At 64.2% G+C, this 19,142-nt stretch carries 20 protein-coding genes; 12 read left to right on the plus strand and 8 right to left on the minus strand.

Features of this window, described 5'->3' with window-relative positions:
- Positions 1-76: 76 nt before the first annotated feature.
- The 5 genes from M2333_RS00635 (at position 77) to M2333_RS00655 (ending at position 5,650) form a co-directional block, all read left to right on the plus strand.
- On the plus strand, positions 77-3,046 hold the full coding sequence (locus M2333_RS00635) for a helicase-related protein (RefSeq protein WP_413716513.1): 2,970 nt from the start codon (positions 77-79) through the stop codon (positions 3,044-3,046).
- A 52-nt stretch (positions 3,047-3,098) separates the two neighbouring features.
- Complete coding sequence (locus M2333_RS00640) at positions 3,099-3,383, plus strand: RNA-binding S4 domain-containing protein (RefSeq protein WP_264587697.1); 285 nt, start codon at positions 3,099-3,101, stop codon at positions 3,381-3,383.
- A gap of 94 nt (positions 3,384-3,477) precedes the next feature.
- Positions 3,478-3,816 (plus strand): ferredoxin FdxA, encoded by a 339-nt coding sequence (gene fdxA / locus M2333_RS00645; RefSeq protein ID WP_181560401.1) that lies wholly within the window; start codon positions 3,478-3,480, stop codon positions 3,814-3,816.
- A gap of 391 nt (positions 3,817-4,207) precedes the next feature.
- Entirely contained in the window at positions 4,208-4,738 is a 531-nt protein-coding gene (locus M2333_RS00650) for a CarD family transcriptional regulator (RefSeq protein WP_181560400.1), read from the plus strand.
- Positions 4,739-4,912: 174 nt separating this feature from the next.
- Positions 4,913-5,650, plus strand: coding sequence for a DUF2807 domain-containing protein (locus M2333_RS00655; RefSeq protein ID WP_264610504.1), 738 nt, complete (start codon positions 4,913-4,915; stop codon positions 5,648-5,650).
- A 64-nt stretch (positions 5,651-5,714) separates the two neighbouring features.
- Here M2333_RS00655 and M2333_RS00660 read toward each other — a convergent pair whose 3' ends face one another.
- On the minus strand, positions 5,715-6,314 hold the full coding sequence (locus M2333_RS00660; protein WP_264573413.1) for a PEPxxWA-CTERM sorting domain-containing protein: 600 nt from the start codon (positions 6,312-6,314) through the stop codon (positions 5,715-5,717).
- A 239-nt stretch (positions 6,315-6,553) separates the two neighbouring features.
- On the minus strand, positions 6,554-8,650 hold the full coding sequence (locus tag M2333_RS00665) for a RelA/SpoT family protein (protein ID WP_181560397.1): 2,097 nt from the start codon (positions 8,648-8,650) through the stop codon (positions 6,554-6,556).
- Positions 8,651-8,828: 178 nt separating this feature from the next.
- On the opposite strand from M2333_RS00665, the gene M2333_RS00670 reads away from it, so the two are divergent.
- Genes M2333_RS00670 through M2333_RS00680 form a run of 3 tightly spaced genes read left to right on the plus strand, consistent with a single transcriptional unit; the run spans position 8,829 to position 11,244 of the window.
- Complete coding sequence (locus M2333_RS00670) at positions 8,829-9,338, plus strand: winged helix-turn-helix transcriptional regulator (RefSeq protein WP_264610505.1); 510 nt, start codon at positions 8,829-8,831, stop codon at positions 9,336-9,338.
- Positions 9,339-9,346: 8 nt separating this feature from the next.
- The gene (locus M2333_RS00675) at positions 9,347-10,447 is read left to right on the plus strand and encodes a sensor histidine kinase (RefSeq protein ID WP_181560395.1); all 1,101 of its coding nucleotides are present in this window, start codon (positions 9,347-9,349) and stop codon (positions 10,445-10,447) included.
- Entirely contained in the window at positions 10,444-11,244 is an 801-nt protein-coding gene (locus M2333_RS00680; protein WP_181560394.1) for a LytR/AlgR family response regulator transcription factor, read from the plus strand. The genes M2333_RS00675 and M2333_RS00680 overlap by 4 nt, the downstream gene beginning before the upstream one ends.
- Positions 11,245-11,346: 102 nt before the next feature.
- Here M2333_RS00680 and M2333_RS00685 read toward each other — a convergent pair whose 3' ends face one another.
- The gene (locus M2333_RS00685) at positions 11,347-11,721 is read right to left on the minus strand and encodes a glycine zipper 2TM domain-containing protein (protein ID WP_181560393.1); all 375 of its coding nucleotides are present in this window, start codon (positions 11,719-11,721) and stop codon (positions 11,347-11,349) included.
- 188 nt (positions 11,722-11,909) lie between these two features.
- Between M2333_RS00685 and M2333_RS00690 the strand changes: the two genes are divergently transcribed.
- Positions 11,910-12,944 carry an esterase-like activity of phytase family protein gene (locus M2333_RS00690; protein WP_264610506.1) on the plus strand — a complete coding sequence of 345 codons (1,035 nt, stop codon included), beginning with the start codon at positions 11,910-11,912 and terminating at the stop codon, positions 12,942-12,944.
- A gap of 50 nt (positions 12,945-12,994) precedes the next feature.
- Here the strand turns inward: M2333_RS00690 and rpmB are convergent, their stop codons facing one another.
- On the minus strand, positions 12,995-13,288 hold the full coding sequence (gene rpmB, locus M2333_RS00695) for a 50S ribosomal protein L28 (protein WP_181560391.1): 294 nt from the start codon (positions 13,286-13,288) through the stop codon (positions 12,995-12,997).
- A gap of 159 nt (positions 13,289-13,447) precedes the next feature.
- Between rpmB and M2333_RS00700 the strand changes: the two genes are divergently transcribed.
- Positions 13,448-13,906, plus strand: a complete 459-nt coding sequence (locus tag M2333_RS00700; protein WP_264610507.1) for a nucleoside deaminase — start codon at positions 13,448-13,450, stop codon at positions 13,904-13,906.
- Here M2333_RS00700 and M2333_RS00705 read toward each other — a convergent pair.
- Positions 13,865-15,913, minus strand: a complete 2,049-nt coding sequence (locus M2333_RS00705) for a hypothetical protein (protein ID WP_264610508.1) — start codon at positions 15,911-15,913, stop codon at positions 13,865-13,867. The genes M2333_RS00700 and M2333_RS00705 overlap by 42 nt on opposite strands.
- A gap of 208 nt (positions 15,914-16,121) precedes the next feature.
- Here M2333_RS00705 and M2333_RS00710 point away from each other — a divergent pair, with 208 nt between their 5' ends.
- Positions 16,122-16,502 (plus strand): GtrA family protein, encoded by a 381-nt coding sequence (locus M2333_RS00710; RefSeq protein WP_264610509.1) that lies wholly within the window; start codon positions 16,122-16,124, stop codon positions 16,500-16,502.
- Positions 16,503-16,575: 73 nt separating this feature from the next.
- On the opposite strand, the gene M2333_RS00715 is transcribed toward M2333_RS00710, so the two are convergent.
- Positions 16,576-16,785: a circumsporozoite protein gene (locus M2333_RS00715; protein WP_181560387.1), complete on the minus strand. Its 210-nt coding sequence runs from the start codon at positions 16,783-16,785 to the stop codon at positions 16,576-16,578.
- Positions 16,786-16,968: 183 nt separating this feature from the next.
- On the opposite strand from M2333_RS00715, the gene M2333_RS00720 reads away from it, so the two are divergent.
- Positions 16,969-17,940 carry an ArsR/SmtB family transcription factor gene (locus tag M2333_RS00720; protein ID WP_264610510.1) on the plus strand — a complete coding sequence of 324 codons (972 nt, stop codon included), beginning with the start codon at positions 16,969-16,971 and terminating at the stop codon, positions 17,938-17,940.
- A 42-nt stretch (positions 17,941-17,982) separates the two neighbouring features.
- Here M2333_RS00720 and M2333_RS00725 read toward each other — a convergent pair whose 3' ends face one another.
- Both M2333_RS00725 and M2333_RS00730 read right to left on the minus strand, forming a co-directional pair.
- Complete coding sequence (locus M2333_RS00725; protein WP_181560385.1) at positions 17,983-18,165, minus strand: DUF465 domain-containing protein; 183 nt, start codon at positions 18,163-18,165, stop codon at positions 17,983-17,985.
- A gap of 259 nt (positions 18,166-18,424) precedes the next feature.
- Positions 18,425-19,138: a hypothetical protein gene (locus M2333_RS00730; RefSeq protein ID WP_181560384.1), complete on the minus strand. Its 714-nt coding sequence runs from the start codon at positions 19,136-19,138 to the stop codon at positions 18,425-18,427.
- Positions 19,139-19,142 lie beyond the last annotated feature (4 nt).

Below are 19,142 nucleotides of genomic sequence, written 5' to 3' on the forward strand. Positions count from 1 at the left end.
GAACCATCCCTAATTCATGCGCCGTCTGGATTGAGCCTTGCCGTGAGCCACGGCGCGTTCCATGTGTCAGCCAATCATGTCGAGCTACGAGCCTGCAGCTCTCAAGGCGGTCCTGGGACCGACCAACACGGGCAAGACCCATCTGGCGATTGAGCGGATGTGCGGCCATTCGAGCGGGCTCATGGGGTTTCCGCTCCGCTTGCTTGCGCGTGAAGTTTACGAGCGCGTAGTGCGAATCAAGGGCGCCGACCAAGTCGCGCTGCTGACCGGCGAGGAGCGAATCGCGCCGCCCGGCGCCCGTTATGTGCTGGCGACTGCCGAGGCGATGCCGGTTCGCGGCGGCTTCGGCGCGTTCTCGGACTTCGCGTTCGTCGCCGTGGATGAGATCCAGCTCGCCGCCGACCCTGAGCGCGGCCACATCTTCACGGACCGGATGCTGAATGCCCGTGGGCGCGAGGAGACAATGCTGCTCGGCTCGGCGAGCATGGCGCCCTTGGTGCGCACGCTGCTGCCCAAGGCGGAAATCGTGACGCGGCCGCGCTTCTCCACCCTGCGCTACAGTGGGCCGCAGAAACTCTCCCGCCTGCCGCGCCGCTGCGCCGTCGTCGCTTTCTCCGTCGAGGAGGTGTACCGCGTCGCTGAAATGCTGCGCCGGCATCGCGGGGGCGCGGCGATCGTGATGGGGGCGCTCAGCCCTGCGACGCGCAATGCGCAGGTCGCGATGTTCGAGGCCGGAGAGGTCGATTATCTGGTCGCCACCGATGCCATCGGCATGGGGCTCAATCTTAACGTCGATCACGTCGCCTTCGCGTCGCTCCGCAAGTTCGACGGGCGGCGGACACGCCGCCTGACCGTGTCTGAAATGGCGCAGATTGCCGGGCGCGCCGGGCGGCACCAGCGGGACGGGACATTCGGCGATGTCGGCGCGGCGGATGGCGAGCCGGCCTTTTCTGCCGAGGAGGTGGAGCGGATCGAGGAGCATCGCTTCGAACCCCTCGAGCAGATTTTCTGGCGGGAAGCGGACCTGCCGATGGATGATATCGACACGCTGATCGAGGCGCTGCTGGATCGTCCGGAGCGCGCGGGCTTGCGCGCGGCGCCCGAAGCGATCGACCTAGCGGTGCTGCAATATCTCGCCGACCTGCCGGACGTGCGCGCACGGGCGCGGGGCCGGGGGCAGGTCGCGCGGCTCTGGGCTGCATGCTCCGTGCCAGATTTCCAGAAGCTCGGCATCGAGCATCATGCGCGGACCATCCACCGCCTGTGGACGTGGCTGAGCCAGGGCAGCGGCCATATTCCGCAGGATTGGTTCGCAGCGCAGCTCGCCCGGTTGGACAATGTGCAGGGCGATGTCGATGCGCTGGCCGGGCGGATCGGTGCCGTGCGAATCTGGGCCTATGTCGCGCAGCGCGACGATTGGCTGGCCCAGCCTGTCGAGATGGCGGCGCGCGCGCGGGCGCTGGAAGAGCGGCTTTCCGATGCGTTGCACGGCGCATTGAAGCAGCGTTTCGTCGATCGGCGCGCCTCCGCCTTGCTTCGGCGCGGCGGTGATGCCAAGGCGTTTTTGTCAGTGGACGTCGACGGCGCAGGCAATGTAACAGTCGATGGTCACAGGATCGGCACGATGCGGGGCTTCCGCTTCATCGTCGATCCCTTGGCGAGAGCGAATGAGAAGCGGCTGCTGCTGGCCGCTGCCGAACGGAGACTGGGTGCGCATTTGAACGAGATGGCTCAGGCATTGCTGGCGGTGGACGATAAAGCGTTCACTCTCGCCAGCCCTCCCGGCGGTGATGCGCAGATCATCTGGAACGGGCACCCGGTCGCGACATTGAAGGCAGGGCAGCGTCTGCTCGCGCCTGAAATGACGCTGGATGCGGGGCTCTCCAGCCTTGTGCCGGAAATTCAGCAGGGCGTGCGCGATCGGCTCGCGCTCTGGCTCAAGAATCAATTCGAGCGCCACATTCCGGCGCTGCTGAAGATGGAGGCCGGCTCCACGGACGCCGAACTCCCCGCGACCGTGCGCGCGGTGCTCGCGCAACTGGCGGACGCCGGCGGCATCGTACCGCGCAACACGCTGGATGAAGCGCTCGGGCAGGTCGCCAAGGAAGACCGCACCCATTTGCGCAAGGCCGGCGTGGTGATCGGCGTCATGGATTTGTATCATCCCGGCCTGATGAAGCCGGCGGCGGCGCAATGGCGCATGGTGCTGCTCTCGCTGAAATCCGGCAAACCGTTGGTGGCGCTGCCCGCGCCGGGCGCGGTGTTGCTGCAGAGCGGTGGCGGCGAAGAGCGCAAGGCGAGTGCGCCGAGCGAACCGTTGGAAGCCGGCGACGTCGCAGCACCGGTTGAGCCCGAAGTCGAAGCGTCCGCGGAGGCTCCGGAAGCGGCCGGAGCTCCGGCATCCGAAACGCCGGTAGCTGCCGAGGCGCACGCACTTGCCAAGGTCGCCAAGCCTGTCGTGCCGATCGACGAGATTGGCGCGCGTATTGCCGGGTTCCGCAAGCTGGGCGAGGCCTGGCTGCGCATCGATATGGCCGAACGGCTCGCGCGCGGGGCGCATGAGGCGATTGCCGCCGGCAAGCCCTATGGCGCCGACGATCCGACCATCGTCTCCATTGGCCTGAATGAAGCGAGCTTCCTGGAACTGATGCGGCAGGCGGGGTTCCGCCCCGTGCCCGATGCGGCGGAAGGCGCGCCCAACTGGCAGTTCCGTGGCCGGCCCAAGCCCCGTCCGAAATTCGAGGGGCCGCGCAATCGCGGGGGCAATCGTCGTCCGGCGCAGCAGGGGCGGCAGGATAAGGATGGCCAGTCTCAAGCGGCCGGCGATGGCCCGCGCAACCGCCCGGATCGGCGCGGCAAGGCAGCCGAGGGTGGTCCGCGGCGTGAACGGGACAAGCGCCCCGATCGCGACAATCGTCCCGATCGCGGCCCACGGCCGGATCGTGGTCCGCGACCGGATCGTGATGGCGGAGGTCGCGAGCGGCCGATCGTGGCTACGGGCAAGGCGTTGGCGGGTCTTGGCGCCCTGTTCGGCCGAGAGGACTGACTTTCTGGCGAGGCAGCGGGATGAGGGCGCATCGACCAGTCATGGACCGAGTTTGCGCCTCGACAAATTCCTCTGGTTCGTGCGCCTGTCCCCCAGTCGTTCTAGCGCGCAGGCGCTCGCGGAGCGTGGCATCGTGCGCATCAATGGCCGCCGGATCGAGCGGGCGCACGCGCCGGTGCGTGTGGGTGACTTGCTCACCTTGCCGCAGGGCAATGTCATTCGCGTGATCCGCGTGGAACATCTGCCGGAGCGGCGCGGCCCGGCCACCGAGGCCCAGCTTTGCTACAGTGCGATCACGCCCGGCGCCGACCCGGATACGACGGTGATGCCCCGATAAAGTTAAGCTACGCGCAATCCTTGCCCTTGCCTGTTGACCCTGTGGCGGCGCGCGCATATCGCGATCAGCGAAAACCAAGCTAGGAAAGCCAGCCATGACCTATGTCGTGACCGACGCGTGCATTCGCTGCAAATATATGGACTGCGTGGAAGTATGCCCGGTGGATTGCTTCTACGAGGGCGAGAACATGCTCGTCATCAATCCCAACGAGTGCATCGACTGCGGCGTGTGCGAGCCGGAATGCCCGGCCGAGGCGATCCTACCCGATACCGAGAGCGGCCTTGAGCAGTGGCTGGAGGTGAACACCAAATATTCCGCCGAGTGGCCGAATATCACGACCAAGCGCGAACCCCCTGCGGATGCCGAAGAGCATAAGGGTGAGGACGGCAAGTTCGACAAATATTTCTCGCCCGAGCCGGGCGAAGGCGGCTGAGCCTTACGCTCAACTGACTGTATTCGCCTGCAATTGCGGGCGGATGTGGTCCCTCGCGATGCCGACCTATTGGCTCGCGAAGGACTAAGGGCGGGTTCGGAGCGAGCCCGCTACGGTTGGGCCAGATGAACTCTCCAGACCAGCGCGACACGCCATCCATAGTGTGTCGGTGTGCGATATGCCGCAAAATATCAGATTACCTCCGGTTAGGCTGGTAATTTTGTTGCGAATCTGTTAAACCCGCCGGGAAGTGACACCCCTCGTCACTCAGGAGTATTCGCGCATGGCCTGTGGCTGGCACCTGCACATCTGCATTCTCGCAAATCTGCATTCTCAACGTGCCGCGTAACTCAGCCAAGAATACAAACAGATAGAAGAAAGGTTCGCAAGAATGGCTGCAAAAGCGCTGTCTTTTGATGTCGGCGACTATGTTGTCTATCCGAAGCACGGCGTCGGCCGGGTGATCGAGCTGCAAAGCCAGAAGATCGCTGGGATCGACCTCGAGCTTTATGTGCTGCGTTTCGAGAAGGAGCGGATGACCCTCCGCGTCCCGACGAACAAGGCCGAAAGCGTGGGGATGCGCAAGCTCTCCTCGGACAAGACACTGGGCGAGGCACTCGAAACCCTCAAGGGCAAGCCGAAGGTGAAGCGGACGATGTGGTCGCGCCGCGCACAGGAATATGAAGCCAAGATCAATTCCGGCGATCTGGTGTCGATCGCGGAAGTGACGCGCGACCTGTTCCGGGCGGACGATCAGCCCGAGCAGAGCTATTCCGAGCGTCAGATCTTCGAAGCCGCCTCCAGCCGTCTGGCGCGTGAACTCGCGGCGATGGAAGAGGTGGACGAGGCGACGGCTCTGAAGAAGATCCTCCAGATCCTCAATGAGGCTGCCCCGAAATATGCCAAGGAACGCGTCGAGTAATCGAGGCTTCTTCCTTACAGAACAAGAGACGGCGCCCCTTATGGGCGCCGTTTTTTGTTGGGGCGCGTCCACGCCAGGGGCATCGTCCATAGTCACCTCGTCACGATGGGGGCTCGTGTTGGCGACTTGGGGCGACACATCTGCTATGCTCGCGCTCATGAACTGCTTCGGGGGATGACCGTCATGACATCAGGTGCCGCGCGCCGGGCGATCCGGCTGCTGATGCTCGTGGCTGCCGCTGGCGGACTGTCAGCGGCCAATGCAGCGAACCGCACCTATATCGTGACCGACTTCGAGAGCATCCGCGTCGAGGGACCATTGGAAGTCTCCCTTGAAACCGGACGCGGGGCGTCCGCGCGGGGCGAGGGAGATCGTGCCACGCTGGATGCCCTGCAACTGACGGTGTCCGCGCGCACGCTGACGGTGCGCCTCCGCGCGCCCGTGGCCGGCGCTTCAGGGGCGCGGAGCGACCGGGGCACGGCGCGGCTCGCTCTCACAGTGCCGAGCTTGCGCCGCGTGCAACTTATGGGCTCCGGTTTGCTGCGCGTGAAGGGCCTCAACAAGGCAGCTGCCGATGTAAACCTCGTGGGCAGCGGTCGCATCGAGGTGAGGGGAATCGAGCTCGACGATCTCAAGCTCGTGCAGGGCGGTGCGGGCAGCACGCTCCTGTCCGGGCGAGCGCGCAAGGTGCAGATCGGTCTCTCCGGCAGCGGCACGCTCGATGCGAGCGACCTGCGGGTCGTGGACCTTGACCTCGCGGTGGATGGCGCCGCGACGGCCGAAACCTTTGCCGAGCGAACCGCCAAAGTGATGCTGGTGGGAACCGGCAGCGCGGTGGTGGAGGGGCGCCCTGCCTGTACCGTGCGCCAGGTCGGGAGTGGTCTGGTGCGCTGCGGACGCCCTGCGCCTTGAGGTAAAAGAAAGGGCGCCGGAAACCCGACGCCCTGTCCTTATGCAATTCTGGCGGTCAGGTTGATCAGGCGAACTGAACCTTCGCGGCGCGGCGGCGCATCAGCATGCCTGCCAGGCCGAGACCGGCGACCATCAGTGCCCAGGTGGCGGGCTCCGGCACGGGAGCCGGGACCGGCGCTGCGCCCGTCTTGTAGATGGTCGCGTTCGAGCCGCTGGCGAACTGGAGATTCAGCAGGTCGATGCCGTCGGTGCCAGCATCGAACTTATAGAATGCGGTGATGTTGTTGGCGAGCGGCTGACCCTTGCCCGACGGATTGGGAATGTTGCCGAAGTGCACGCCGATATAGGTCGTGCCGTACATCATCGTGTCGAAGTTGAGGGTGGTGGTCGAGATCCAGGGCGAACCGGAGACCTTCTCCACGGCGCTGGAAAAGGCGTTGGGGAGCGTCAGACCGAGCAGGGCCAGTGCGGACGTCTGATCTCCCGTGGTGGCCTGACTGGCCAGATTACCATTGTAGAAGCCGACGCAGCTGAAGCTCGAACTCGCGGTGAGGCCAATGTCCGATGCGGAGCAGCTTGCGGCAGAGCTGACAAGCGCAGCCTGAGCCGGCTGAACGGCAAAAGCAGCACAGGTCACCAGCGATGCGATGAGGATCTTACGCATGTATCGAACTTCCCGACTGAGCGTTCTCGGCTCGTTTCCTTTGGCAGGCCTGCCTTCGTTCCAACGGAGGCTTCCTGATGACCGAGCATGTAGAGCCCGCGGCAAAAAGGGGCGAGGTCGTTAAGGATAGTTTCCTGGCCCTTCCGGGCGCTGTCCGACATTGGCACTGTTTTGCAGCAAGGATTAACGCGCGTGGAAAAGCGGGATGATCGTTTGCAAGGCGCTGCCGCCCGCCGCCGCTAGATCCGATCCGCCTGCACCACGGCGTCCACGGCCCGCAACGCCGAGAGAATTCGGGCGACGTGGCTCGCATCTTCCACCTCAAGATCGATGAGATCGGTGTGGAACGGGCCTTCGCGGTTCACCAGTTGCAGGTTGAGGATATTGGCCTTGTTGACCGCGAAGATGTTGGCAACCGTCGCCAGAGCGCCGGGCTGGTTCTTCAGGATGACCGAAAGGCGCGCCGTGCCGCCCTTGGCTTCGCTGTCCCAGCTGAGGTCCACCCAGTCGGCATCCTGACCGGTCTCCAGCACGAGGCAATCGATGGTATGCACCTCGATCGGTTCGCCCGGCCGCCGCAGGCCGACGATGCGGTCGCCCGGAACGGGATGACAGCATTCTGATAGGGTGAAGGCGATGCCGGGCGTCAGGCCGATGATCGAAACGGCCTGCGCCTGCTTCTTGCGCCGCCGGGCCGCGCCGGGTGCGTCCTCCGCACTGCCGGGCACCAGGGCGTTCATCACCTCCTCGTCCGAGATGCGGTTGGTGGCGATGGCGATCATCAGCGCGGCCTTGTCTTCCAGTTTGAGCCGCTTGATCGCCGCTTTCTCCGCCTTGTCGCCAATCTCCACCGGCAGGCGCAGCACGATCTCCTCGTAGAGCTTCTCGCCCAGCGCGATCGTCTCGGTGCGCTGCTTCTGGCGAATGAACCGGCGGATCGCCGCGCGCGCCTTGCCGGTGATTGCGAAGCTGAGCCAGCCGGGCTGCGGCTCCTGCGCATCGGATTTGAGGATCTCGACCTGATCGCCATTCTCAAGCTGCGTGCGCAGCGGCATGACGCGCCCATTGATCTTCGCGCCGACGGTCTGGTTGCCGAGCGTGGTGTGGACGGCATAGGCAAAATCGACCGGCGTCGATCCCTTGGGGAGCTGTTGCAGCTCTCCCTTGGGGGTGAAGGCGAAGATCCGATCCTGATACATCGCCATGCGGGTGTGCTCGAGCAACTCCTCCGCGTCATGGCTTTGTTCGAGGATTTCCACGAGATCGCGCAGCCAGCCGGCCTGCCCGTCGGGCCGCGCGCCGGACTGCTTGTAGGCCCAGTGGGCGGCAAGGCCGAACTCGCTATCCTGATGCATCCGCTCCGAGCGAATCTGCACCTCGATGCGGGCATTCTCCTCGTGGATCACGGTGGTATGCAGCGACTGATAGCCGTTGCGCTTTGGCGTGGAGATGTAATCCTTGAACCGCCCGGGCACCATCTTGAAGCGCTGATGGATCAGGCCCAGGGCGCGGTAGCAATCGTCCGTGCTGTCGGTGACGACGCGGAATGCCATGATGTCGGTCAGCTGCTCGAAGCTGATGTGACGCTCCTGCGTCTTGCGCCAGATCGAGTAAGGATGCTTCTCCCGGCCAGAGACCGTGACGTGCATGCCCGCCGAAGTGAGCATATTTTGCAGCTGCGTGGAGATGCGGGCAACCTTGCTTTCGCCGCCTTCCTTGAGCAGGGCGAGACGCTTGGTGACGCTGTCATAAGCATCGGGTTCAAGCTGCTGAAAGGCAAGGAGCTGCATCTCGCGCATGAACTCGTACATGCCGATGCGCTCGGCGAGCGGCGCATAGATATCCATCGTCTCGCGGGCGATGCGGCGGCGCTTTTCTTCGTTCTTGATGAAGTGCAGCGTGCGCATATTGTGCAGCCGGTCCGCCAGCTTGACGAGCAGCACGCGAATATCGTCCGACATGGCGAGCAGGAACTTGCGCAGATTCTCGGCGGCCCGCTGGCTTTCGCTCTGCGCTTCGATCTTGCTGAGCTTGGTCACGCCATCGACCAGTCGGGCAACGTCCTGCCCGAACAGGCGCTCGATCTCCGCCGTGGTGGTGAGCGTATCCTCGATCGTATCGTGCAGCAGGGCGGTGACGATGGTCTTATCGTCCAGGAACAGATCGGTCAGAATGCCTGCCACTTCAATCGGATGACTGAAGTAGGGATCGCCACTGGCGCGTTTTTGCGTGCCATGCTTGGCGACCGAAAACACATAGGCGCGGTTGATCAGGGCCTCATCGGCATCCGGGTCATAGCCTTTGACCCTCTCGACCAGTTCATATTGACGCAACATCGTCGCGCAACATGGTGGGCGGACCCCGTGCAGCGCAACAAAAAACTCGCGCTGCAGCGGCCGGGGAGGGGGAAGTTGTCCCCTCAACGCCACGCTCCGCCCGATCCGTGCGACGAAGGCACAGTCGAGCGCACTCGCCATTTGGCGCGGCGCGCCGAATGCGCTAGCGTCGCTGGCCATGGCTGAACGCAAGGGTCTTGATGCATTTGAGGGCTGCGCCCTGCCGGCCGCGCTCGAAACGATGGGCGAGCGGTGGTCGTTCATGATCCTGCGCGCCTGCTTCAGCGGCATCGTTTATTTCGAGGATTTCCAATGTGCGCTCGGCATCGCCCGCAACATCTTGTCCAATCGGTTGGGTAAGCTGGTTACGAGGGGCATCCTCACCCGTGAGCCGGTCGCCAATGACAAGCGCCGTGTCGCTTACGGCCTTACCGAGAAAGGCAAAGCCTTGATGCCGGTGATGATTGCGCTGCGCCAGTGGGGAGAGCGCTGGGAGCCAGTGCAGCCCGCACGGCGTATTCTGGCGGACAGCCGCGACCGGCAGCCGGTCCGCGAGGTGCGCTTGCAGGCAGCCGATGGCCGGCTGCTCGACTATCAGGATCTGTGCTGGATCGAGGCGCCGGCCGCGGCCGACGACGAGCCGGATTGCACCGCCGCGCCCTTGCGCGCGATGGGCGCCGCGCGTTGAGCCCGCCGATGACCTCCGTGCTCGTCATCCGCCGTCGGCCGTTCTTTGAGGACAAGAACAAGGCGTTCTGGACCTTGCAGGCGGTCGGATGGACCGGCGCGTTCCTGCTGCGCGCCGTCTCCGGCATCGCCAATGGCCAGCCAATGTCTTTTCTGGTGCCGGTGCTCATCTCGACGATCACCGGCTATTCGCTGACGCTGCTGATGGCGGTGGGCTATCGCTTCCTGCTGCGGCAGACGCCGATCGTCACCTGGACCGCCTCGATCGTCATCGCGATCGTCGCGGGCGGAACATCCGCCTTTATCGATGCCTGGGTGTTCACCACGCTCAACCAGTCGGGCGATGGCTCCAGCCTCAAGCTGTTCCTAGGAGCTTTTTACCTCAATTTCACGCTGCTGGGGGCGTGGTCGGCGCTTTATTACGCGATCAATTTCTACATCACCGTGGAAGAGCAGGCCGACCAGTTGCAGTTGCTGGAGAGCCAGGCCAGCAGCGCCCAGCTTGCCATGCTGCGCTACCAGCTCAATCCGCATTTCCTGTTCAACACGCTCAACAGCATTTCCACGCTGGTGCTGCTCAAGCAGACCGAGCGGGCCAATGCGATGCTCTCCCGCCTCTCGGCTTTCCTGCGCTATACGCTCATCAACGAGCCGACCGCGCAGGTGACGCTGGAGCAGGAAGTAGAGACGCTCAAGCTGTATCTCGAGATCGAGAAAATGCGCTTCGAGGATCGTCTGCGTCCGATCTTCGACATTCATCCGGCGGTCGCCTCCGCGCGACTTCCTTCGCTGCTGCTGCAACCTTTGGTCGAGAACGCCATTAAATATGCCGTAACCCCCCAGGAGGAGGGCGCGGATATCGTGGTCACAGCGCAGCCTGTCGGCGAAAACGTGCGGATCGTCGTTTCGGACACCGGTCCCGGCTTGAACGGGAGCGATCAGCGCATGACGAAGGGTACGGGTGTGGGCCTTGCCAACATTCGTGACCGATTGGTTCAGGCGTTCGGGGAACGCCAGAATATGGAAACGCGTTCACCACCCGAGGGGGGCTACAGCGTCATCATCGAGATGCCGTTCATTACCGCCGAACCATCAAGGGTAGCCGCATGACCATACGCACCATTCTCGTCGACGATGAAAGCCTCGCCATTCAGGGGCTGAAGCTCCGCCTGGAGGCTCATCCCGACGTTGAGATCGTGGAGACGTGCACCAACGGTCGCGAAGCGATCCGCGCGATCAAGACACACAAGCCCGATCTCGTTTTCCTCGATATCCAGATGCCCGGCTTTGACGGCTTCTCCGTGGTCCAGGGGGTGATGGAGGTCGAGCCGCCGCTCTTCATCTTCGTGACGGCTTATTCCGATCACGCGCTGCGAGCCTTTGAGGCCAAGGCGATCGATTATCTGATGAAGCCGGTGGAGGAGCAGCGCCTCGCCGATGCGCTCGACCGTGCCCGCACTCGCCTGCATGAGAAGAAGCAGGTGGAGGAAGCCGGCCGCCTGCGCGAAGTGCTGGCCGAGGTGGCTCCGGACGCGGTGTCCGAAATGCCTGCGGACAATGAGGCGCCCTCATCGAGCCGCTATGAGAAGCTCATCAACATCAAGGATCGCGGGCAGATCTTCCGCATCGATGTCGATACCATCGAGCGGATCGATGCGGCCGGCGATTATATGTGCATTTACACGGCCGATAACTCGCTGATCCTTCGGGAGACGATGAAGGACCTCGAAAAGCGCCTCGATCCGCGCAATTTCCAGCGGATTCATCGCTCGACCATCGTCAACCTGTCGCAGGTTCGTCAGGTCAAGCCGCATACCAATGGCGAGTGCTTCCTGATCCTTGAATCCGGCAGCCAGGTGAAGGTGAGCCGCTCCTATCGCGACGTGGTCGCGCGCTTCGTGCACTAAGAGCGCCACCGCTCAGGTGACGCGACTGAAAAGAAAGGCCGGTCCCTCGCGGGGCCGGCCTTTCCATTTGCCTGGGAGGCAGAAGCGTGGCTGTCAGGCTGCTCAGCAGCGGCTGTCGGCCTTGTCGATCGCGCGGCCGGCAATCGCGCCGACGGCGCCGCCGATGATCACGCCTGCGGTCTTGTCGCCACGGCGACCGGCGACCTCATGGCCGAGCAGGCCACCGGCAAGGGCGCCGATGATCGTGCCGCCCGTGCCATTGTCCCGGCAGCGGTTATCGTAGCGATAGTTGCGGCGGTCAGAATAACGGGCATCGCGGTAATCACGATAGTCGCGGTCGTTGTAGCGATAGTCACGGCCATAATCGCCGCGATAGTCGCGATAATGGTCACGGGCCATGGCCGGAGCCGTGACGCCGAAGGACGTTGCGACCATGGTGGCGGCCGCCGTGATGCTGAGGAACTTGCGTGCAGTCATGGTCTTGCTCCTTGAAATCCTTTGGCGGGCATCTTGCGGCACGGTGGCCACGCCTTGTCCGTCATGATCTCTGTTTAGACCCCATCCGTTGAGCCAAAGCTGAATGGACATTTTAGCCAAGGTTCAGCTTTGCCGACCTGACGTCGCTTGGCTGGCGCGCTGCCCGAGGGGGCGCTAGGAGCAAGGCCATGCGGCGCATCCTGCTCATTCTCGCCCTCTTCATTCTGCTGATGAATGGCCGCCACCCGGCGCTTTCTCCGGGTCTTGAGAGCGGGCCTCTGCTCATCAAGGCCGAGCCACTGGCGCTAAGGTCGGCCGCAGCGGACGCCACGGCCTTCGGGCCGCTCCGCCTGACGGGCGCCTGGTCCCTGACCAGCCCGCGTGAGGTCTTCGGCGGCATTTCCGCGCTGATGGTGCGTGCTGACGGCAATCTGACCGGGCTGAGCGATTCGGGGGAGCTGTTCGAAATCATGCGGCCGGGGCGGCCGGGCGTTGGCAAGGTCCAGTCCCTGCCGCGCTGGGCCGTCGAGCAGGACTGGCCGCGGTGGAAGATGGATTCGGAGAGCCTCGCGCATGACCCGGTGTCGGGGCGCTCCTGGGTGGGGTTCGAGCATCTTCAGCGGATCTGCCGCTATGCGCCCCGGTTTCGCCATGTCGAAGCCTGCGTCGCCCCAGCGGAAATTAGACATTGGCCCTCGACGGGCAGCATCGAATCGCTGGTGCGGTTGGGCGATGGGCGGTTTCTCGCCATTGCCGAAATGGCGCAGGACCGCTCCGGTGCGTTCGAAGCGCTGCTGTGGCAGGGCGATCCGGTCGCGCAGGAGACGCCACCGCCGCTGCGGCTTCGCTATCACGCGCCCGCCGGTTACCGCCCCACGGATGCGCTGTGGCTTGGCGGAGACCGGCTGCTGGTTCTCAATCGACGGCTGACGCTGGCACACGGCTTTACGGCCCGGCTGAGCCTTGTGCGATTGCCAGCATTCAAGGATGGCGCCGAGCTTTCCGGTACGGTCGTGGCCCGGCTGGAGCCGCCCGGGCTGGCGGATAATTTCGAGGGGCTGGCGCTGGGCTGGGAGGCGGGTCAGCCGATCCTGTGGGTCGTTTCCGACAATAACCGCTTTGCCCTGCAGCGCACCTTGCTGCTGCGCTTCGCCTTGCCGGCCGACTGGATCGGGAGGGGCTGCGACCCTGAATTACAGGCACAGAAAAAGGCGGCCCGCTGAGGCCGCCCCTTTCAATCTCTGTGTCTGGCCGAATGAATCGGCCAGCGCGTTCAGGCAGCCTTGACGGCTACCTTCTTGACGATCTCACGCTTCAGGCGACGCACGCGCAGCGAGAGCTTTTCGTCAGAGGTCTTGAGCAGCCAGTTGTCCAGACCACCGTTATGCTCGACCGAGCGCAGGCCGTGGGTCGAAACCCGCAGCTTCACGCCACGCTCCAGCGTGTCGGAGATGAGCGTCACATTCTGCAGGTTGGGCAGAAACACGCGCTTGGTCTTGTTATTGGCGTGGGACACATTGTGGCCCACTTGGCGGCCCCGGCCGGTCAGTTCGCAGATGCGCGACATGTCAATCGATCCTGATACTTGGTCGTTCGGAAAGCGGCGCCGATACAAGGCGGGGGACGAATCGTCAAGGCGGTTTCCCGCAAAACGACCCTGTCCTTGCGCGCGGCCTAGCAGGACTGGCCTCGACAGGGAAGGGCGGATGAGCCACTAGCTGCGATCATGTCGAGCGCTTTTCCCCTGCCCGAGCCGATGCGTCTGGCGCTGGACTGCGCGCGCCGCGCTGCGGAAGCGGGGGAAGTGCCGATCGGCGCTGTGATAATGCGGAATGGCGCGGTGATCGCGCAGGGCGAGAATCGCAACCGGCGCGACCGCGATCCCACGGCGCATGCCGAGATCGTCGCGATCCGCGCTGCCTGCGCACATCTCGGGCAGGACCGGCTGGGCGATTGCGACCTGTGGGTGACGCTCGAACCCTGCCCAATGTGCGCAGGCGCCATTGCCCATGCCCGGATCGCCCGGCTTTATTATGGCGCTGCCGATCCCAAGGGCGGGGGCGTCGAACATGGCGCGCGCGTCTTTGCGCAGCCGCAATGCCATCACCGTCCGGAGATTTTCCCCGGCATCGGCGAGGACAGCTCAGCGGACCTTTTGCGGGACTTTTTCGCCGCGCGGCGGTGACGCGGTTGCGGAAGACGCCTGCGTCTCCAGCGGCTCGATCCGGTAAAGCCGGTATGGCAGCTCGCTCGCCGCTTTGACGGTGACCGGGGTCAGGAAGGGGAATGTCTCGCCACGCGCCAGCCGCGCATAGAAGCCTTTAGGGCTGCGGCGCTGGTAGATCGTCCCTTCCGGGAAGCCGGGACAATAGAGCAGATAGGTCGCGCCGCGCTTCTGCGCGATCTTGCGGAATGTCTCGGGCGACCCATCGAAGGCATGGTGCACGTCGAGAATGGCTTCCTGATTGCGGTGATAGGGGCCGGCAATGACCGTGTGATGCGTAATCGCGATGAGGCGCGGCCCGAGATCGACAAGGGTGAAGATCGTCGCAGGCTCGATCTGGTCGAGCGGTTGAAGAGCGGGTTGGGTGCGGCAGCGCACTTCCGGTCGATGCGCGCCGGTGAGGGGCTTTGTGGCGGGTTTTGAGATCGCAGACAGATTGGACGCCGGTGCGGCGTTGGTGCTGTTGGCTGAGGCGTTCTTCGCCGAGGGCGGCGCTTGGTTATGCGTTGTACGAGCGGCGTTCACCTGGTTTTCTGGCTTGGGCGCCTGGGCAAAGGCCTTCGAAACGATGGGATAGAGGAAATAGACGCTGCTCGCCCAGATGAGGACGAGCGCGGCCGGCACGGCGAGCAGTCGCCGCGCCCACGAGCCGGTGATCAGGGTCACGATGATCGCCCAGCCCGCCCAGGCGACCGGGGGAATGGCCAGAAGCTGAGCGGCAGGGCCAGCGCGGATTTGCCAGAAAGTCAGCGCGATGGCGAAGGCGATCATCAGCGTGACCGTGGCCCAGGCCCACATCCGCTCCGAATCGCGGCGGGAGGCCCAGCAACCGATCAGGCCACAGAGCAGACCGGTGATCGGCAGGCTGATCATCGGCACCCAACTCGATTGCGCCTGCACGTAGATCGGCTTGGCCTCGCGGATGTAGACCAGCCAGCTTTTCTGGAGTTCCGGCGAGATGCCGTAGAGGTCCGTCACGCAATTGGGCCAGCTCAGCCATGCAAAAGCGAGAACGGCCGCTCCCCCAAGGGCCGCAGCGCCCAGGCGCTGCAGCCAGCCCCGGAGCGGCAGGAGGGTGAGGCCATAAAGAACGCCCGCTGTCAGCACGAGCACGCTGGCCCAGACCGGTGAGATGGCATCGCATACCGGCGCGCGATTGGCGTTGCTGGCGAACAGCGCGTAGCCAAGCGCCGTCGTGCCGCCGAGGCCAAGCGCATAGGGGCGGACGCGGCGGGCAGCGCCTTCCTTGAAAATCCACCGCAAGGCAATGAGCGCGCCGGCCCCGACGAGATACACCAGCATTTCCATGCCGATGACCACGGAGAGAGCGCTTGCAACGCCGGTGACGACCCCGCCGCGCGTCCATTTGCGATCGACAAGGCCGGCCAGGGCGGTCGCGGTCAGCGCCAACTGCCAGCCATGATGATCGACGCGCAGGGGCATGAACATGGAGAGGCCCATGCCGGCGCCCAGCGGCAGCAGCATCGCGATGAACCAGCCTTGGCCCTGGCCACGATCCGACAAGCGCCGGGCGATAAAGGCGAGGGCGAGCATCAGCAGCAGCAATGGGAGCAGTGGCTCGACGCCAACCGCCAGTTCCTCGGCGCGCGCGCGATCGGTGAACAGGCTGAAGAAGAGGATGAGGGCGGCGATGGGCAGATCGACCAGCCGGCTCCAGTGGATATTGGCGCCATCGGGCGGGGCCATGCGGTGCTGCCGCAAATCCCACCAGCTCTGTCCGGCGAGCCAGTCCCGCACTTGCAGATACCGCATATTATCGTCGGTATCGCCAAGGGAGAGGAAGCGGATCGCGTCGGCGGAGCGATTGAGGAAATAGGCCGCGATAATAAGCCACGCGATGAGGATGATCCAGCGCCATTCGCGCTGCGCGAACCCGTCTATGGCGCGCCACAGCCGGCTCGTGCGCGATATCCACCCGGTTTGAGTGGCAGAACTGTCAATCCGCATGGTTCAGCGCCCGATAGCCGTATGTGCAGGAACTGGCAGCGCGGTCTTCTTGTCCCGATCCGCCCGCGGTCTTCCCCGATGGGGAACCGCGACCATTGCCGCTGCCGAGTTCACGGCCTAGGGCTTAGCCATGTGCATCAAAAGCGCAACGGGGCAAATCACACATGGGCGAATCGAAACGCCGGTCGACCGTAGAGGCGTGGAACTGATGATCGGTGGACAACTCGTGCGCTATGCGCTGACCGGCGGCTTCGTCACCGGGCTGCAGGCGACGGTCTACTGGATTCTGGCGCAATCGCTGGGCGTCCATCCGCAGCTCGCGAATGTCTGCGGCTATCTGGTGGCGGTAGCGACAGGCTATGTGCTGCATGGCCGCTTCACGTTTCGGGGGCATGGTAGCCGGGATCGTCCGATGGCGCAGGCGGTGCGCTTTGGGATCGTTTCGCTGCTCAGTCTGGCGCTCAACGCCTTCTGGGTCTGGCTGTGCGTGGAACGGCTGATGCTGCCGCTCTGGTCACCGATTCCCTTGATGGGCGTGATCACGCCGGTGCTGGTCTTCACGCTCAACCGCCAATGGGTGTTCCGCTAAGGCGAGCGCGCAATAAAAAAGGGCCGCCGGATCGCCGGCAGCCCTTTTCGAATTCTTGCGGCAAAGCCGTGGATTACATCGCGTTGTTGGCGACGTTGCTAGCACCGTTCGCCATGTTGTCCATCGCGTTGCCCGCGGCGTTCATGGTGTTGTCGGCAGCGTTTTCCACGTCGTTCGACATGTTCACGGTGTTGTTGACGGCTTCGTTGGTCTCGGACTTGGAGCACGCGGCGAGGCCGAGCGAAGCAGCCAGAACAAGCGAGATGGCAATAGTCTTGGTCATGGGCAAACCCCTTGATGAATTCAAACCGAGCAGAAGCTGTGGAAGGGGTCCCCCCCCTTTGCCTGCGAAGCGATTCGTATCGATTTGTGAGCGCCAGCGCAATCCCTTGGTAATGATGCCCATTAACCAGCGATGAAAGCTATGGCTTGAACTGCCTCCACGGATGCCGCAGACAGCCGGGCGATGCTGGGACAACTCGATCTTTTCCGCGCTCTTGCCGATCCCACGAGGCTGCGGATCGTGCATCTTCTGCGTGAGATGGAACTGGCGGTGGGCGAAGTCGCGCTCGTCGTCGGGCAGAGCCAGCCCCGCGTCTCCCGGCATGTCCGCATATTGGTGGAGGCCGGGCTGGCGGAACGGCGGAAGGAAGGCAGTTGGGTGTTCCTGCGTCTGTGCGGGGGACAGGAGACGCCGGCATTGCTGGCCCTGCTTGACGCGGCGGCACCCTCGGCAAGCGAGCGGCTGTGGATCGAGGCGGACCAGGCCCGCCTTACGGCCGTTCGGGCGGAGCGGGCGCGCGCCGCCGAGGATTATTTCGCCAGCCATGCCGAGGAATGGGACGCCCAGCGCTCGCTCTATGTGCCGGAGGCCGATGTGGAAGCGGCCATGCTGGCGATGCTCAAGACACACAAGCTTGGCCGCTTGCTCGATGTGGGCACGGGGACGGGGCGGATCGCGACGCTGTTCGCTGCGCAGTCCGAGCAGGTGCTGGCGATCGATCGCAGTGCCGAAATGCTGCGGCTCGCGCGCGGGAAGCTGCCGCGCGACATCGCCGACCAGGTGCATTTTCTGGCCGGTGATTTCAGTGCTTTGCCCATTGAAGATGGCTCTGCGGACACGGCGATTTTGCATCAGGTGCTGCATTATGCGCAGGCGCCCGAGCGGGTCATCGCCGAGATCGCGCGCACCTTGCGGCCGGGCGGGCGGCTGCTGATCGTCGATTTCGCGCCGCATGAGCGGGAGGAGTTGAGAACGCGCGATGCCCATAGCCGGCTGGGCTTTTCCGACGAGCAGATCAGGGCGTGGTTTGCGGCGGCAGGCGTGGCGCTGGAACAGGTGGATACGCTGGCGGGCGGCGAACTGACCGTGAAGCTGTGGCTCGGCCAAAGCCAGCGCGTGCCGCTGGCTCAAAAAAAGGACGCCCGACGCGCATAAACGCCGGGCGCCGCAACTGCATTTCGCGACAATCGAGGGAGATCAGTCGCTCGGCACGAGGTGGCGCCGGCGCGCCATCAAGGCAAGCCGATCCTTGACCGCCAGCTTGAGGCGCTTGAGTCGCTGCAGCTTTCCGAAATCCGGCGCGCGCTGCCGCTGTTCAAAGCGCAGGGCTTCATCGAGCTTCTGGTGCCGATCAAGGAGACTGAAGATATGCTTGGACATATGCCACTCCGTTGGAAGGTTTCCAAAACTCGGGTGACAACCGGGCGATGATCTTGTCTGCATGGGGGTGCCAGACGTCGCACCGGTGTCACCCGATGCGGTCCGACATCACGAGCTGACGCAGGGGGAACGTCGTTGCTCGCCAGAGGGGCCCGGCCCGCACATCCAATGTAGCAAGCCGAGACGGCTGTTCAAGTCTGAACAGGCTTTTCTGTCGCAAAAACCGCCTCATAGCGGGCGCGGGGCGGAGCGACCGGCGTTATTCGCCGAGTTGGCGGGCTTCCTGATATTTGAGCTCAAGATAGCGGTTATGGACAGCGAGCTTGTCGAGATCGCCATCGGCGAGCTGGGCCGTCATATGCGCGATCTCCTGCTCGATGACAGAGAGGCCCTCGACGAGCTGCGCGTCCGGCACGCGGCCGTTGCGAGGGACATGACGCAGCGGTTCGGGAATCGACTGATAGCCGGTAACCAGTTCCGGCAGATGGTCGCTGAGCAGGCGCCGGACCTCGACGGCGGCGGGCTCGCGGGGGTCGAGCTTGGCGAGCTGCGGTGCCAGGGTCTCCAAGCGGTTGCCGATGGCGTTGACGATGGGAATGGCGGGCGCCGGCAGCGCGCGACGCTGATTGTCGAGCCAGATCTCGGTCTTTTGCGGAAGCGTCTTGAGGTCCGCCTGCGCGAGCCGTTCCGGCTCCATGACGCGGGGCTCGGTGGAGATGAACGCGAAAGCGAGGCAGGCGATGAGCAGGCCCATGACCAGCAGAACGCCCGTGGTGCCGATGCCGCCCAGCACGAACCCGGCAATCGCTGCGCCGACCAGCACGGCAGCGACCGCGAGGATCATGCGCTTGAGCCGCCGCGTCCAGTCGCGCTGCATCCGGGCGATCTTGCGACCGGTATGGCGGTAGCGCTCGCTGGTCCGCGCAATCAGCTCATTGGCGCGCTGGACGATCTCGTCGACTTCGCTGGGCATGGCG

The sequence above is a fragment of the Sphingobium sp. B11D3B genome (genome assembly GCF_025961735.1).
Lineage (GTDB): Bacteria > Pseudomonadota > Alphaproteobacteria > Sphingomonadales > Sphingomonadaceae > Sphingobium.

Bases quoted from the DNA above. Each gene is read 5' to 3' on its own strand.
- M2333_RS00635 (WP_413716513.1), top strand. From the start codon at position 77: ATGTCGAGCTACGAGCCTGCAGCTCTCAAGGCGGTCCTGGGACCGACC.
- M2333_RS00715 (WP_181560387.1), bottom strand. From the start codon at position 16,785: ATGACCAAGACTATTGCCATCTCGCTTGTTCTGGCTGCTTCGCTCGGC.
- M2333_RS00670 (WP_264610505.1), top strand. From the start codon at position 8,829: ATGGCTGAACGCAAGGGTCTTGATGCATTTGAGGGCTGCGCCCTGCCG.
- M2333_RS00700 (WP_264610507.1), top strand. From the start codon at position 13,448: ATGTCGAGCGCTTTTCCCCTGCCCGAGCCGATGCGTCTGGCGCTGGAC.
- fdxA (WP_181560401.1), top strand. From the start codon at position 3,478: ATGACCTATGTCGTGACCGACGCGTGCATTCGCTGCAAATATATGGAC.
- M2333_RS00655 (WP_264610504.1), top strand. From the start codon at position 4,913: ATGACCGTCATGACATCAGGTGCCGCGCGCCGGGCGATCCGGCTGCTG.
- M2333_RS00660 (WP_264573413.1), bottom strand. From the start codon at position 6,314: ATGCGTAAGATCCTCATCGCATCGCTGGTGACCTGTGCTGCTTTTGCC.
- M2333_RS00725 (WP_181560385.1), bottom strand. From the start codon at position 18,165: ATGTCCAAGCATATCTTCAGTCTCCTTGATCGGCACCAGAAGCTCGAT.
- M2333_RS00675 (WP_181560395.1), top strand. From the start codon at position 9,347: ATGACCTCCGTGCTCGTCATCCGCCGTCGGCCGTTCTTTGAGGACAAG.
- M2333_RS00705 (WP_264610508.1), bottom strand. From the start codon at position 15,913: ATGCGGATTGACAGTTCTGCCACTCAAACCGGGTGGATATCGCGCACG.
- rpmB (WP_181560391.1), bottom strand. From the start codon at position 13,288: ATGTCGCGCATCTGCGAACTGACCGGCCGGGGCCGCCAAGTGGGCCAC.
- M2333_RS00680 (WP_181560394.1), top strand. From the start codon at position 10,444: ATGACCATACGCACCATTCTCGTCGACGATGAAAGCCTCGCCATTCAG.
- M2333_RS00650 (WP_181560400.1), top strand. From the start codon at position 4,208: ATGGCTGCAAAAGCGCTGTCTTTTGATGTCGGCGACTATGTTGTCTAT.
- M2333_RS00665 (WP_181560397.1), bottom strand. From the start codon at position 8,650: ATGTTGCGTCAATATGAACTGGTCGAGAGGGTCAAAGGCTATGACCCG.
- M2333_RS00720 (WP_264610510.1), top strand. From the start codon at position 16,969: ATGCTGGGACAACTCGATCTTTTCCGCGCTCTTGCCGATCCCACGAGG.
- M2333_RS00710 (WP_264610509.1), top strand. From the start codon at position 16,122: ATGATCGGTGGACAACTCGTGCGCTATGCGCTGACCGGCGGCTTCGTC.
- M2333_RS00690 (WP_264610506.1), top strand. From the start codon at position 11,910: ATGCGGCGCATCCTGCTCATTCTCGCCCTCTTCATTCTGCTGATGAAT.
- M2333_RS00685 (WP_181560393.1), bottom strand. From the start codon at position 11,721: ATGACTGCACGCAAGTTCCTCAGCATCACGGCGGCCGCCACCATGGTC.
- M2333_RS00730 (WP_181560384.1), bottom strand. From the start codon at position 19,138: ATGCCCAGCGAAGTCGACGAGATCGTCCAGCGCGCCAATGAGCTGATT.